General features: G+C 68.3%; 13 protein-coding genes. 7 read left to right on the forward strand and 6 right to left on the reverse strand.

Annotated elements, in window-relative coordinates:
* Window positions 1–23: 23 nt before the first annotated feature.
* A complete protein-coding gene (locus B9C99_RS18325; RefSeq protein ID WP_088898848.1) occupies window positions 24–1,196 on the reverse strand; it encodes a Rieske 2Fe-2S domain-containing protein in 1,173 nt (390 codons plus the stop codon).
* 205 nt (window positions 1,197–1,401) lie between these two features.
* On the opposite strand from B9C99_RS18325, the gene B9C99_RS18330 reads away from it, so the two are divergent.
* A complete protein-coding gene (locus tag B9C99_RS18330) occupies window positions 1,402–2,211 on the forward strand; it encodes a mycofactocin-coupled SDR family oxidoreductase (protein ID WP_172415002.1) in 810 nt (269 codons plus the stop codon).
* The gene (locus B9C99_RS18335; RefSeq protein WP_088898850.1) at window positions 2,211–3,044 is read left to right on the forward strand and encodes a mycofactocin-coupled SDR family oxidoreductase; all 834 of its coding nucleotides are present in this window, start codon (window positions 2,211–2,213) and stop codon (window positions 3,042–3,044) included. Before B9C99_RS18330 ends, B9C99_RS18335 begins: the two co-directional genes overlap by 1 nt.
* Window positions 3,045–3,116: 72 nt before the next feature.
* Here B9C99_RS18335 and B9C99_RS18340 read toward each other — a convergent pair whose 3' ends face one another.
* Window positions 3,117–4,769, reverse strand: coding sequence for an NAD(P)/FAD-dependent oxidoreductase (locus B9C99_RS18340; protein ID WP_088898904.1), 1,653 nt, complete (start codon window positions 4,767–4,769; stop codon window positions 3,117–3,119).
* A gap of 386 nt (window positions 4,770–5,155) precedes the next feature.
* Between B9C99_RS18340 and dnaK the strand changes: the two genes are divergently transcribed.
* The 5 genes from dnaK to B9C99_RS18365 all read left to right on the forward strand — a co-directional run bounded on the left by dnaK (window position 5,156) and on the right by B9C99_RS18365 (window position 10,926).
* On the forward strand, window positions 5,156–6,997 hold the full coding sequence (dnaK, locus tag B9C99_RS18345) for a molecular chaperone DnaK (protein WP_088898851.1): 1,842 nt from the start codon (window positions 5,156–5,158) through the stop codon (window positions 6,995–6,997).
* Entirely contained in the window at window positions 6,994–7,638 is a 645-nt protein-coding gene (gene grpE / locus B9C99_RS18350) for a nucleotide exchange factor GrpE (protein WP_088898852.1), read from the forward strand. The genes dnaK and grpE overlap by 4 nt, the downstream gene beginning before the upstream one ends.
* A gap of 32 nt (window positions 7,639–7,670) precedes the next feature.
* The gene (gene dnaJ, locus B9C99_RS18355; RefSeq protein WP_088898853.1) at window positions 7,671–8,843 is read left to right on the forward strand and encodes a molecular chaperone DnaJ; all 1,173 of its coding nucleotides are present in this window, start codon (window positions 7,671–7,673) and stop codon (window positions 8,841–8,843) included.
* The gene (locus tag B9C99_RS18360; protein WP_088898854.1) at window positions 8,843–9,247 is read left to right on the forward strand and encodes a helix-turn-helix domain-containing protein; all 405 of its coding nucleotides are present in this window, start codon (window positions 8,843–8,845) and stop codon (window positions 9,245–9,247) included. The genes dnaJ and B9C99_RS18360 overlap by 1 nt, the downstream gene beginning before the upstream one ends.
* Before the next feature lie 143 nt (window positions 9,248–9,390).
* A complete protein-coding gene (locus B9C99_RS18365) occupies window positions 9,391–10,926 on the forward strand; it encodes an FAD-binding protein (protein WP_088898855.1) in 1,536 nt (511 codons plus the stop codon).
* Window positions 10,927–11,006: 80 nt separating this feature from the next.
* Here B9C99_RS18365 and B9C99_RS18370 read toward each other — a convergent pair whose 3' ends face one another.
* The 4 genes from B9C99_RS18370 to B9C99_RS18385 form a co-directional block, all read right to left on the reverse strand.
* Window positions 11,007–11,459, reverse strand: coding sequence for a hypothetical protein (locus B9C99_RS18370; RefSeq protein WP_088898856.1), 453 nt, complete (start codon window positions 11,457–11,459; stop codon window positions 11,007–11,009).
* Window positions 11,460–11,555: 96 nt separating this feature from the next.
* Window positions 11,556–12,545, reverse strand: coding sequence for an LLM class flavin-dependent oxidoreductase (locus B9C99_RS18375; RefSeq protein ID WP_088898857.1), 990 nt, complete (start codon window positions 12,543–12,545; stop codon window positions 11,556–11,558).
* Window positions 12,546–12,659: 114 nt separating this feature from the next.
* Window positions 12,660–13,154, reverse strand: coding sequence for a flavin reductase family protein (locus B9C99_RS18380; RefSeq protein ID WP_088898858.1), 495 nt, complete (start codon window positions 13,152–13,154; stop codon window positions 12,660–12,662).
* A 78-nt stretch (window positions 13,155–13,232) separates the two neighbouring features.
* Complete coding sequence (locus B9C99_RS18385) at window positions 13,233–13,622, reverse strand: nuclear transport factor 2 family protein (RefSeq protein WP_016695964.1); 390 nt, start codon at window positions 13,620–13,622, stop codon at window positions 13,233–13,235.
* Window positions 13,623–13,660: the final 38 nt, after the last annotated feature.

The following is a 13,660-nucleotide window of genomic DNA, read 5'->3' on the forward strand; positions in this document are numbered from 1 at the left end:
GTGGGGGATGCGACGAGGGGCCTCTAGGGGGTCGCGGTCGAGTCTTCGGCCTGCTTCGCGAGGTTCTCCGCGACCTCCTTCTGCCAGCTCGCGACCGCCCGGGTGGTGTCGATCTCGAACTCGAAGCGCTTGGTCATGTCCTCGGTGATGTCCTCGACATCGACGTAGAACTGCTGGTACCAGCGACGCAGCTGGTAGACCGGGCCGTCCTCCTCGGACAGCAGCGGATTGTCGATGGGTGCCTTGTTCTTCCAGATCTCGACGTCCTGCTCGAAACCGAGCTGCACACCCTCGGCGAACTGTGCGGCCATCCCGGCGGCCATCTCGTCCGACACACCCGGGAGCTTCTTGACGATCGCGCCGTACTGCAGCACGAACTCGTTGTTGCTCACCGGGTAGTGGCAGTTGATGAGCACCGTCTCGATGGTCTGGCCGTTGGCATCGGATTCGAGCCAGTCGATCATGTACGACGGGCCGAAATAGGTCGCTTCCGAACGCAGTTCGGCGTTGGGGTCGTCGTAGTTGGTGCCGCTGATGACGTCCTCGCGACCGGTCGAGTGCATGTACTGCGTGGCGGTGTGGCCCTCGAAGACGTTCTTGAAGTAGCGCGGGAACGAGTAGTGGATGTAGAAGAAGTGCGCCATGTCGACGACGTTGTCGACGATCTCGCGGCAGTGCGAACCCTTGATACGCAGGCTCTTCCAGCTCCAGTCCGTCCACTCGTCGGTGCCGTAGCCGGCGATCTCCGGGATGGTGACGTCCTCCGGCGGCGGATTGCCCTGCGGGTCGTTCCACACGTACAGCTGGCCGTTGCGCTCGAGGGTCGTCCAGGCGCGGGTCTTTGCGATCGGCGGGACACGCCGGGCGTAGGGGATGTCGGTGCACTTGCCCTTGCCGTTCCAGCGCCAGTCGTGGAACGGGCACGCGATCGAGTCGCCCTTGACCTCGCCGCGGCTCAGGTCGCCACCCATGTGCCGGCAGTAGGCGTCGAGGACGTTGAGCTGCCCCTTGCTGTCGGCGAACACGACCAGCTTGGTGCCGAAGGCCTCGATGGAGTGCGGCTTGCCGTCCTGGAAGTCGCGGAGCAGGCCGAGGCAGTGCCAGCCACGGGCGAAGCGGGTGGGAGCGGCCGCGGCCTGGATCTCGCGGATCTCGACGTCGTCGTCCGGTGTGGAGCGTGCGGTGTCGATGGACATGAATTCCTCCGTGCCGTCAGTGGTGGAGAGACTTGTGATGCGCCTCATGGAACTCGTCGGCCACTCGCCGCGTGAAGCGTGTCTCCCGCTGGATGGAACGCGACAAATCGGTGGGGAGGACGCCTCCCGTCACACGGGAGAAGACCTCCCGGATCGGCGTCGCCGGTCGTTAGCGTCGCGGCACATCACGGCGAAAGGAACGTTCATGGCACGGATGACCGGGAAGGTCGCGCTGATCACGGGCGCCGCAGGTGGGCTGGGGCGCGCATGCGCGACGCGGCTGGCGGAGGAGGGTGCCGACATCGTCGCGCTGGATCTGCCGGGTGGTCGCACGGAGGCCGAACTGGACGAAACCGCTCGCCTCGTCCGCGCGACGGGCCGCCGGATCGTCACCGGAACAGCGGACGTCCGCGACTTCGACGCGGTGGTCGCAGCGGTGCGGGCCGGAGTGTCCGAGCTCGGCCCGCTCGACGTCGTCGTCGCGAACGCCGGCATCAGCGACAATCCGGGCCTGTCCTGGGAGATCGACGACGAGATCTGGAACCGGTCGATCGACGTCAACCTCACCGGTACCTGGCACACCGTCAAAGCCGGTGTCGCCGAACTCGATCCCGACGGTGGATCGGTGATCATCGTCAGCTCCACCGCCGCGATCAAGGCCGTACCGGGCGCGTCGCACTACTCGGCGGCCAAGCACGCGGTCACGGGCCTGGCCAAGACCCTGGCGAACGAACTCGGGGCGCGGGCGATCCGCGTCAACACCGTTCATCCGGGTGCGGCGGCGACATCGATGACGCTCAACCCCGCGACCTTCGCGCGGCTGCGTCCCGACCTCGAGGCGCCCACCGCCGACGACGTCGCGGAGGTGCTGTCGACGAAGACGCTACTGCGTGTGCCGTGGGTCGAACCGGCCGACGTGAGCAACGCGGTGCTGTTCCTCGCATCCGACGAATCCCGTTACGTCACCGGCCTGCAGATGGTCGTCGACGGCGGTCTGACCCAGAAGGTGGCGTGATGAGTGGACGTCTGGACGGCAAGGTCGCGCTGATCACCGGCGCGGCGAGGGGGATGGGACGCGCCCAGGCGGTGCGGTTCGCGCAGGAAGGCGCCGACATCGTCGCCGTCGACGTGTGCGCCCCGGTGGACCACGCGACCACTCCCGGCGCGTCACCCGCCGATCTCGCCGAGACCGTGCGACTCGTCGAATCGCTCGGCCGGAAGATCTGTGCCTTCGAGGTGGACGTGCGCGATCAGCCGTCACTCGACGACGCGGTGGCGCAGGGGGTCACAGCGCTCGGCCGGCTGGATGTCGTGTGCGCGACCGCGGGCATCAGCTCGTCGGGCCGGGCGACGGAGATGGACTCCGAACGCTGGCAGACCATGCTCGACGTCAACCTCACCGGCGTGTGGCGCACGTGCAAGGCCGCGATCCCGCACATCGTGGCCGGTGGTCGCGGGGGCTCGATCGTGCTCGTCAGTTCGATCGCGGGTCTGCGCGGGCTCGTGAGCGTCGGCCATTACACCGCCGCCAAGCACGGCGTGGTGGGGTTGATGAAGTCGCTCGCCAACGAACTCGCCCCGCATCGGGTGCGGGTCAACACGATCCACCCCGCCAACACCCGGACCACGATGGTGGAGAACCCGGCCACGATGCGCACCTTCTGCCCGGGTGTCGAGAACCCGACGCGGGAGCAGTTCGAGGCGGCCCTGCAGTCGATGCACCTGCTCCCCGTGCCGTTGATCGAACCCGAGGACATCGCGAACGCGAGCCTGTTCCTCGCATCCGAGGAGTCCCGCTACATCACCGGTGTCACCCTGCCCGTCGACGCCGGGCACTGCATCAAGTAAGCACTGGGTCGGACCACCACCGGTTGCGCCCGGACGAATTGCTCGACGGGCGCAACCGGTCGGTCCTTTGTCCTACCGTCCGGGGTCTCGGCCCTCGAGGATCGCGAACCCCTTGTACCCGGATTCGGCCACTTCCGTGATGATCTCGCGGTAGACGCCGAAGCCACCGAGGAAGGGCATGAACACGCGGGGCCGCCCGGGAATGTTCGCGCCGAGGTACCAGGAGTTCGCGGAGTTCAGCAGCGACGCCTCGGCCCGGTTGCGGCATTCCTCCACCCAGTCGGCGACGGCCTCCGGCGTGCCCTCGATACCGGCGGCGCCGCGCGCATCGAGATAGGCGATCGCGTCCGCGACCCAGTCGACGTGGAGTTCGGAGTGCAACACCATGTTCGCGAGGACCGACGGACTGCCGGGGCCGGTGAGGTTGAAGAAGTTGGGGAAGCCGTCGATGCCGAGTCCGAGATAGGTCTGCGGGCCGGCCGCCCACTTCTCCTTCAGGGTGCGGCCACCGCGGCCGACGATCTCGAGCTTGTCGAGCGAACCGGTCATGGCGTCGAAGCCGGTCGCGAGGACGATCACGTCGAGGTCGTAGTGCGCGCCGGTGGTGACGATGCCGGTCTCGTCCATACCGACGAGCGGCGTGCTGCGCAGGTCGACGAGTTCGACGTTGTCGCGGTTGTACGTCTCGTAGTACCCGCTGTCGGTGACGATGCGCTTGGCGCCGATCGCGTGGTCCTTGGGGATCAGCAGCTCGGCGACCGCGGGATCGTCGACGACCGCGCGGATCTTCTCCTCCCAGAACGCACGGGCGGTGTCGTTGGCAGCGGGATCGGTGAGCTGATCGGGGAACGCCTTGGAATAGAGGACGCCGCCGAGCTTCCAGCGTTCCTCGTAGGCGGCGCGTCGTTCGTCCTCGGAGACCTCGAGTGCCGACTTCGGGTGCGGCCGGTGCGGCGAGCCGCCGCCGGATTCCCGTGACAGCCGGCGCCGTTCGGCGTAGTTCGCCTTCTGCTCGGCGCGGGTGGTGTCGTCGAGCGGCACGTTGCCGGCGGGGATGCTGTAGTTCGCCGAGCGCTGGAAGACGAACAGCCGCTCGGCCTGCTCGGCGATGATCGGGATCGACTGGATGCCCGACGATCCGGTGCCGATCACGCCGACGCGCTTGCCGGTGAGATCGACGCCGTCGTGGGGCCAGCGGGCCGTGTGGACGATGTCGCCGGTGAAGCGGTCGAGGCCGTCGAATGCCGGGGTGTTCGCGTTCGACAGCGGCCCGGCGGCCACGACGAGGAAGCGGGCCGAGACCTCGTCACCGCGATCGGTGCGCACGGTCCAGCGCAGGGCGTCCTCGTCGAGGACCGCGGAGGTGACGCGGGTGTCGAACCGGATGTCGCGGCGCAGGTCGAAGCGGTCGGCGACGTGCTCGAGATAGGCGAGGATCTCGGGCTGGGTGGCGTACTTCTCGCTCCAGTTCCACTCCTGCTCGAGTTCGGGGGAGAAGGAATAGGAGTAGTCGATCGACTCGACGTCGCAGCGCGCGCCGGGGTAGCGGTTCCAGTACCAGACCCCGCCCACCCCCGACGCGGCCTCGAACGCGCGGACCGTCAGGCCCTGGCTGCGGAATCGGTGGATCGCGTGGAGGCCGGCGACGCCGGCCCCGACCACGACGACGTCGTACGAGGTGGCATCGGGTGCGGTGACGACGGATCGGAAATGCTGTCCGTTCAACTTGGAGTCCTTCCACGAGCGCGAACGGTCCGGTCCCGGAACGGACACGGAGGTTCATGAAGTGGCCTCACGCTAGGGCTGCGGGAACGGGCGGGGCACCGGTCTCTCCCGCCCAGCGGGTCGTTTCCGCGGACGCGGGGGAGCAAGCGGAACAGCGCGATCCCGACGTCTGCGTGATCTGCGTCACGCTCGGAACAAAAGTCCACGACCTGCCGTTGGACGAGTCAGACAACTTGAGCGCATGAGACTCAACTTAACTTGACGGCGTGGACCGCTCGGGTGCAGGCTTGAGTCGACCGCGCTCACCTGAGTCGAACGGGCTCAGGTCGGGCATGGAACGTTTTCGCGGCGCGCACGCGTCGCGGCAGGAACATTGGAGGAAAATTATGGCTCGTGCGGTCGGCATCGACCTCGGAACCACCAACTCGGTCGTTTCCGTTCTGGAAGGCGGCGAGCCCGTTGTGGTCGCCAACGCCGAGGGGTCCCGCACCACCCCGTCCGTCGTCGCATTCGCGAAGAACGGTGAGGTTCTGGTGGGCCAGCCCGCCAAGAACCAGGCGGTCACCAACGTCGACCGCACCATCCGTTCGGTCAAGCGCCACATCGGCACGGACTGGACCGTGGCCATCGACGACAAGAAGTACACGCCGCAGGAGATCAGCGCCCGCACGCTGATGAAGCTCAAGCGCGACGCCGAGGCCTACCTCGGTGAGGACATCACCGACGCGGTCATCACCGTCCCGGCGTACTTCAACGACGCCCAGCGTCAGGCCACGAAGGAAGCCGGCACCATCGCCGGCCTCAACGTCCTGCGCATCGTCAACGAGCCCACCGCGGCTGCCCTCGCCTACGGCCTCGACAAGGGCGAGAAGGAGCAGACCATCCTGGTCTTCGACCTCGGTGGCGGCACCTTCGACGTCTCCCTCCTCGAGATCGGTGACGGTGTCGTCGAGGTCCGCGCGACCTCCGGCGACAACCACCTCGGTGGCGACGACTGGGACGAGCGCGTCGTCAACTGGCTCGTCGAGAAGTTCAAGGGCCAGCACGGCGTCGACCTGACCAAGGACAAGATGGCCCTGCAGCGTCTGCGCGAGGCTGCCGAGAAGGCCAAGATCGAGCTGTCGTCCTCGCAGTCGACCTCGATCAACCTGCCCTACATCACCGTCGACGCGGACAAGAACCCGCTGTTCCTCGATGAGCAGCTCACCCGCTCGGAGTTCCAGAAGATCACCGGCGACCTCCTCGAGCGCACCCGCGCTCCGTTCCAGCAGGTCGTCAAGGACGCCGGCATCTCCGTCGGCGACATCGACCACGTCGTGCTGGTCGGCGGCTCGACCCGTATGCCCGCCGTCACCGACCTGGTGCGCGAGCTCACCGGTGGCCGCGAGCCCAACAAGGGTGTGAACCCCGACGAGGTCGTCGCCGTGGGTGCAGCCCTGCAGGCCGGCGTCCTCAAGGGCGAGGTCAAGGACGTGCTGCTGCTCGACGTCACCCCGCTGTCGCTGGGTATCGAGACCAAGGGCGGCGTGATGACCAAGCTCATCGAGCGCAACACCACGATCCCCACCAAGCGGTCGGAGACCTTCACCACCGCCGACGACAACCAGCCGTCGGTGCAGATCCAGGTCTTCCAGGGCGAGCGTGAGATCGCGGCGCACAACAAGCTGCTCGGCTCGTTCGAGCTCGGCGGCATCGCCCCGGCTCCGCGCGGTGTCCCGCAGATCGAGGTGACCTTCGACATCGACGCCAACGGCATCGTCCACGTCACCGCCCGCGACAAGGGCACCGGCAAGGAGAACACGATCAGGATCCAGGAGGGCTCCGGCCTCTCCCAGGAGGAGATCGACCGGATGGTCAAGGACGCCGAGGCGCACGCCGAGGAGGACCGCAAGCGTCGCGAGGAGGCCGAGGTCCGCAACCAGGCCGAGTCGCTCGTGCACCAGACCGAGAAGTTCATCAAGGAGAACGAGGACAAGGTCCCGGCCGACGTCAAGGAGAAGGTCGAGGCTGCGATCAAGGAAGCCAACGACGCCCTCGCCGGCTCCGACATCAACGCGGTCAAGGCCGCCGTCGAGAAGCTCGCGACCGAGTCGCAGGCCCTCGGCCAGGCCATCTACGAGGCGCAGGGCGCCGAGGGTGCCGCTGCCGGTGACGGCGCGGCCGCAGGTGCCGACGACGTCGTCGACGCCGAGGTCGTCGACGAGCCGAACGATTCGGAGAAGAAGTGAGTGCCGACAAGCCCGAGCAGGAACCGGTGACCGTCACCGACAAGCGACGGATCGACCCCGAGACCTTCGAGGTGCGCGACCCCGCCGAGGAGCCGCGCGCCGAGGAGGGCGAGGTGATCGAGTCGGTTCCTGCGGAGGGTGAGGCCGAGAAGGCCGAGCAGACCGAAGGACAGTCGCAGGAGGCGAAGGAACTCGCCGAGCGCACCGCCGACCTGCAGCGCGTGAGCGCGGAGTACGCGAACTACCGTCGCCGCGCCGAGGCGCAGCGCACGGCGATCGCGGAGGAGGCCAAGGCCTCCGTCGCGGCGAAGTTCCTCGACGTCCTCGACGACCTCGACCGGGCCCGCGCCCACGGCGACCTGGAGACGGGTCCGCTGAAGGCACTGTCCGGCAAGCTGACCGGTGTGTTCGACAGTGTCGGACTCGTCGCGTTCGGCGAGGAAGGCGACGCCTTCGATCCCGAGCTGCACGAGGCCGTCCAGATGGAAGGCGACGGTCACCACCCGGTGCTCGGGACGGTGCTCCGCAAGGGTTACCGCTTCGGCGACCGCATCCTGCGGCACGCGATGGTGACGGTCACCGACGGCGATCCGGCGGACACGCCGGGTGACGCGCCGTCGGCCGAGCCGGGCACAGAGTAAGAACAAGAAAACGCGAGAGGAGGAGACGCCCGGTGAGCCAGCGGGAGTGGATCGAGAAGGACTTCTACAAGGACCTGGGCGTCTCCCCCGACGCAACGCAGGACGAGATCAAGAAGGCCTACCGGAAACTGGCGCGGGACCTGCATCCCGACGCCAACCCCGGTGACACCAAGGCCGAGGAACGCTTCAAGGCCGTCAGCGAGGCCAACGCCGTCCTGTCGGATCCCGCCAAGCGCAAGGAATACGACGAGACCCGGCGCCTGTTCGCCTCCGGCGGCATGCCGGGTGGCTTCCGTCCCGGCGCCGGCGGATTCTCCGGTGGCACCGGAGCGACCTTCGACATCGGCGACCTGTTCGGCGGCGGCGGCGACGGTGGGCTCGGCGACCTCTTCGGTGGCCTGTTCAACCGCGCCGGTGGCGGCACTGCTTCCACCGCCGGCCGTTCGCGTCCACGCCGCGGATCCGATGTCGAGACCGAGACGACGCTCGACTTCCGCGACGCCGTCCAGGGCGTCACGGTTCCCCTGCGGATGACCAGCCCGGCGCCGTGCACCACCTGCCACGGCAGCGGTGCCCAGCCGGGAACGAGCCCGCGGGTCTGCCCGAACTGCAACGGAAGCGGTGTGGTCTCCCGCAACCAGGGCGCGTTCGGATTCTCGGAACCGTGCGACGACTGCCGGGGCAGTGGATCGATCATCGACAACCCCTGCAGCGACTGCCGCGGTACCGGCGTGCAGAACCGCACCCGCACCATCACCGTGCGGGTTCCCGCGGGCATCAAGGACGGTTCGCGTATCCGTCTCGCCGGTCAGGGCGAGGCCGGTCTGCGCGGCGCCCCGTCCGGCGACCTGTTCGTGACGGTGCACGTGCGCCCCGACCGCGTGTTCGGTCGTGAGGGCGACGATCTGACCCTCGTGCTGCCCGTCAGCTACGGCGAACTCGTCCTCGGTGGCACCGTCTCGGTGCCGACCCTCGACGGCCGCGTCGGGCTGAAGATCCCGCCGGGAACGGCCGACGGCCGGGTCCTGCGGGTCCGCGGACGAGGCGTCCCCAAGCGCGGGGGTGGCGCCGGTGATCTTCTCGTCACGGTGAAGGTCGCGATCCCGCAGAATCTCGACGAGAAGGCGACGGAAGCGCTGCACAACTATCTTCGTGCAGAAGAGGCAAGCGGTTTCGATCCTCGAGAGGGATGGGCAGGTGCGTGATGAGCGAGACGAGAATGCCGCGGGATCTGTCACCGGACCCCGATGCGCGCGTCTACGTCATCTCGGTGGCGGCAGAACTCGCCGGGATGCATGCGCAGACGCTGCGTAACTACGACCGGCTCGGACTCGTCACCCCGCACCGCACCAGCGGCGGCGGCCGCCGGTACTCGCCGCGCGACGTCGAACTGCTGCGCGAAGTGCAGCGCCTCTCCCAGGACGAAGGTGTCAACCTCGCCGGGATCAAACGGATCATAGAGCTGACCAACCAGGTCGAGGCGCTGCAGCAGCGTGTCGCCGAACTCCACGCAGAGGTCGCCCAGTTGCGTTCGACGCGCGGCGATCTGGTGCCGATTCCGCGCAGCAACGCCCTCGTGGTGTGGAAGCCGCGCAACAGACGAGACTGACCGCACCGCGGTCGAGCGGGACTGATCCGCCGGAACGGTCGAGAACGAAAATCTCCCGCCCAGCGAGACGATCGCCCTGTGCGGACCCGACGTCTGCCTAGTGTGGCGTGTTCCACACGAACGGTCGACGGAAGGCAACAGTCATGGCGGAGTGGGCGGAAGAATGCGACGTCCTCGTGGTGGGGTCGGGAGCCGGAGGGTGCTGCGGTGCGTACACCGCTGCGCGCGAAGGGCTGTCGGTGATCCTCGTCGAGGCGTCCGAGTACTTCGGCGGCACCACGGCGTACTCCGGGGGCGGCGGCGTCTGGTTCCCCACCAACGCGGTCCTGCAGCGCGCCGGTGACGATGACACCCTCGAGGACGCGCTGACCTACTACCACGCGGTCGTCGGCGACCGCACCCCGCGCGAACTGCAGGAGGCCTACGTCCGCGGCGGCGCCCCGCTGATCGACTATCTCGAGTCCGACGACGACCTCGAATTCATGGTCTACCCGTGGCCCGACTACTTCGGCAAGGCGCCCAAGGCCCGTGCCCAGGGACGTCACATCGTCCCGTCGCCGCTGCCCATCGCCGCCGATCCCGAGCTCAACGAGTCGATCCGCGGCCCGCTCGGCCGCGAACGCAACGGCGAACCCCTGCCCGACATGCTCATCGGCGGTCGCGCGCTCGTCGGACGATTCCTCATCGCCCTGCGCAAGTACCCGAACGTGAACCTGTACCGGAACACCCCGCTCGAGGAACTGATCGTCGAGGACGGAACCGTGGTGGGCGCGATCGTCGAGCACGACGGCGAGCGACGGGCGATCCGCGCGCGCAAGGGCGTCGTCCTCGCCGCCGGTGGCTTCGATCAGAACGACGAGATGCGCGGCAAGTACGGGGTGCCCGGCGCCGCGCGGGACTCGATGGGCCCGTGGTCGAATCTCGGCAAGGCCCACGAGGCGGGCATCGCCGTCGGCGCCGACGTGGATCTGATGGATCAGGCCTGGTGGTCGCCGGGATTGACCCACCCGGACGGACGCTCGGCGTTCGCGCTGTGCTTCACGGGCGGTATCTTCGTCGACCAGGACGGTGCGCGGTTCACCAACGAGTACGCACCCTACGACCGTCTGGGCCGCGACGTCATCGCCCGCATGGAACGCGGCGAGATGACAGTGCCGTTCTGGATGATCTACGACGACCGGAACGGTGAGGTCCCGCCGGTCGGGGCGACGAACGTGCCGCTCGTCGAGACCGAGAAGTACGTCGACGCGGGACTGTGGAAGACCGCCGACACCCTCGAGGAACTCGCCGAGCAGATCGGTGTGCCCGCCGAATCCCTGAAGGCGACCGTCGCGCGGTGGAACGAGCTGGCCGCGAAGGGAGTCGACGAGGACTTCGGTCGCGGGGACGAACCCTACGATCTCGCCTTCACCGGCGGTGGTTCCGCGCTGGTCCCCATCGAACAGGGCCCCTTCCACGCGGCGCAGTTCGGCATCTCCGACCTCGGCACCAAGGGCGGTCTGCGGACCGACACCGTCGGGCGCGTGCTCGACAGCGAGGGCGCCCCGATCCCCGGCCTGTACGCGGCGGGCAACACGATGGCCGCACCGAGCGGCACCGTCTACCCCGGCGGCGGCAACCCGATCGGCGCGAGCGCGCTGTTCGCGCACCTGTCCGTGATGGACGCGGCGGGACGCTGACACAGAGGCGCGACGCCGACGCACATACGAACCGGGCCCGGAGGGATACGCAGGTATCCTTCCGGGCCCGGTTCGTCGTCTCAGGGTCGGGTGACGGCGAAGTCCGCTGTCATGAACGGATATCCGTCCTCCACCGTGGTCGCGACCTCGAAGCCGTGCCGGTTGGCACCTGCGATGTGGGTGCCGTCGCCGTTCGCGACGCCCGTGCCGTAGTTGTTGGCCATGAGCGCCACGGTCGCGTCGCCGGGCATCGTGTAGTCGATCTGGATGCCGAACCCGCGCCGGTCGGCGCTGCTCGCTGAGACCGTCTCGGTGGAACGGGCCGGGACCACCGCGGCCGGCTCGTCCACCCATCTGCCGTAGGGGTTCTCGGTCGACGTGAGCACCATCGGTGCGTCGGTGTCGTTGCGGATCGTCACCGAGATGGTGGGCCCGTCGGTGGGAAGGGAATCGGCTGTCGCGGCGGCCGGTGCAGTGATCGCCGCTGCGGCGGTCAGCACTGCCGCTGCAACAGCGCGGGTGCGGTACTTCATCGTGCTCCTGGCGGTTGACGACTCGTGGTTCTCAGCCGTGCCTGGCCGGCCGCTGAAGTGTACCCGTCGGTAGCCCGATCCGCCGGTGTTCGGCGATCAGGCCGGGACGAGGTCGCTGACCTGCGCAACAAGCTCGAGCGAGCGCAGCCACGCGTCGCGTCCGGGAGCCGACGACACGACGATCAGCTCGTCGGCCTGCGCGCGCTCGGTGAACCGGTCGAGGTAGTCGCGCACCTCCTGCGGCGTGCCCACGGCGGTGTACCGGAGCATCTCGAGAACCTGCATGCCGGCGGGGGAGTCGAGCAGCATGTCGATCTCCTCCTCGGTGAACGTGCGCCCGCGTCCGACCATCTGGACGACCCGGGCCCGCTTGGTCGCCTCGAACAGCGACTGCGCTTCTTCGGTGGTGTCGGCGGCGATCACGCCGACACCCGCGATGACGTGCGGCTCCGGGTGGTCGGGGGAGGGCTGGAACTCGCGGCGGTACAGCCGCACCGCGTCCTCGAGGGCCTGCGGCGCGAAGTGCGACGCGAAGGCGTACGGAAGACCGAGCAGGGCAGCGAGTTTCGCGCCGAACAACGACGAGCCCAGGATGTACAGCGGAACGTCGGTGCCCTTACCGGGGATCGCGTCGACTCCCGGGATCCGTGACTCGCCCTTCAGGTACGCCTGCAGTTCGAGGACGTCCTGCGGGAAACTGTCGGCCGAGGTCGGGTCGCGGCGTAGCGCCCGCATGGTCTTCTGGTCGCTGCCGGGGGCGCGGCCGAGACCGAGGTCGATGCGGCCGGGATGCAGCGTGGCGAGGGTGCCGAACTGTTCGGCGATGGTCAGCGGCGAGTGGTTCGGCAGCATGATGCCGCCGGCGCCGAGACGGATCGACGACGTGTGCGCGGCGACGTGCGCGATGAGCACGCTCGTCGCCGACGAGGCGATCGTCGGCATGTTGTGGTGTTCGGCGTACCAGATGCGCCGGTAACCCCACTGCTCGGCGAGCTGGGCCATCTTCACGCTGGCGTCGAAGCTCTCACGGGCGGTCTCGCCCTTGCCGATGTGTGCGAGGTCGAGGATGGAGAGGGGAACGGTCACCGGTAATCCTTCGCGTCGGGGCCCGGTATCGGCCGCCGGGCACACCTTCGGACCAACCTCGGCCGGTGACCGTCTATTCCCTCACCCGTCGTTCCACATCGCCGACGTTCGGTGTCACCGCCGTTCGAAACCGCCGTAGGTGCCCTGGAAGAACAGCAGCGGACCGCGGGAGTGCAGCGACGTCAGCCCCGTGACCCGGGCGAGCACGATCGTGTGGTCGCCGGCCTCGTACTCGGTCTCCACGGTCGCCTCGACCCGCGCGAGGGCTCCCTCGAGCGCCGGAGCGCCGTTGTCGCCCGGCTCCCAGCGCACCCCGCGGAACTTGTTGCCGCCGCTCACCGCGAACGCACCGCACAGGGTGCGCTGGCTCTCGGACAGGACGTTGACGGCCAGGTTGCCGACCTCCCGGATCCTCGGCCAGGTCGTCGACGTGCGGGCGGGACAGAACGAGATGAGCGGCGGGTCCAGCGAGACCGACACGAACGACTGGCATGCGAATCCCAGCGGTTCGTCGCCGTCGAGCGCGGTGATCACCGTGACACCCGTGCAGAAGTTGCCCATCACGTCGCGGATCCGTCGGGGATCCAGTACCGCGTGTTCCGCTGTCATCGAAGCTCCAATCGATCGGCGTTCGTTCCAGTGTCCGTCACCGTGGCGGGGGCTGGCGAACCGTGCCCCGTCCACCGGTCAGCGAACACGCATGTCGCTCGGTGCCCAGACCGCCCGCATGCTGGTGATTCGCCCCTCGTCGTCGAACGTCATGATGTCGATGGGCTCGATCTCGTAGGTCTGCTCGCCCGCCTTCGTGACCACACGGAAGTGGAACGCCGCGGTCGACCCGCCGATCCGGAGCGTGAGCAGTTCGGTGGTGTTCTCGGTGGCCTCGACACCCTTGTAGAACTCGGCGATCGCGGCCCGGCCCACGCGCGGTTCGCTGCCGACGGGATCCTCGAGGGTGGCGTCGTCGGCGTAGAGGGCGGCGATGTCGGCGGCCACGCCCGCGGCCACGGCATCGAGATAGGCGTGCACGGTGGTGCGGATGCGCTGGGTGCGGGCGTCTGCTTCGGACACGGTCATATCTGTTCCTCGGATCTGATGATGGTCAAGGGGCGACT

This window comes from Rhodococcus sp. BUPNP1, assembly GCF_002215235.1.
Lineage (GTDB): Bacteria > Actinomycetota > Actinomycetes > Mycobacteriales > Mycobacteriaceae > Rhodococcus.

What these genes read in the sequence shown, in the direction of transcription:
- B9C99_RS18325 (WP_088898848.1), bottom strand. Translation starts at nt 1,196, where the DNA reads ATGTCCATCGACACCGCACGCTCCACACCGGACGACGACGTCGAGATC.
- B9C99_RS18330 (WP_172415002.1), top strand. Translation starts at nt 1,402, where the DNA reads ATGGCACGGATGACCGGGAAGGTCGCGCTGATCACGGGCGCCGCAGGT.
- B9C99_RS18335 (WP_088898850.1), top strand. Translation starts at nt 2,211, where the DNA reads ATGAGTGGACGTCTGGACGGCAAGGTCGCGCTGATCACCGGCGCGGCG.
- dnaK (WP_088898851.1), top strand. Translation starts at nt 5,156, where the DNA reads ATGGCTCGTGCGGTCGGCATCGACCTCGGAACCACCAACTCGGTCGTT.
- B9C99_RS18360 (WP_088898854.1), top strand. Translation starts at nt 8,843, where the DNA reads ATGAGCGAGACGAGAATGCCGCGGGATCTGTCACCGGACCCCGATGCG.
- B9C99_RS18365 (WP_088898855.1), top strand. Translation starts at nt 9,391, where the DNA reads ATGGCGGAGTGGGCGGAAGAATGCGACGTCCTCGTGGTGGGGTCGGGA.
- B9C99_RS18370 (WP_088898856.1), bottom strand. Translation starts at nt 11,459, where the DNA reads ATGAAGTACCGCACCCGCGCTGTTGCAGCGGCAGTGCTGACCGCCGCA.
- B9C99_RS18380 (WP_088898858.1), bottom strand. Translation starts at nt 13,154, where the DNA reads ATGACAGCGGAACACGCGGTACTGGATCCCCGACGGATCCGCGACGTG.
- B9C99_RS18385 (WP_016695964.1), bottom strand. Translation starts at nt 13,622, where the DNA reads ATGACCGTGTCCGAAGCAGACGCCCGCACCCAGCGCATCCGCACCACC.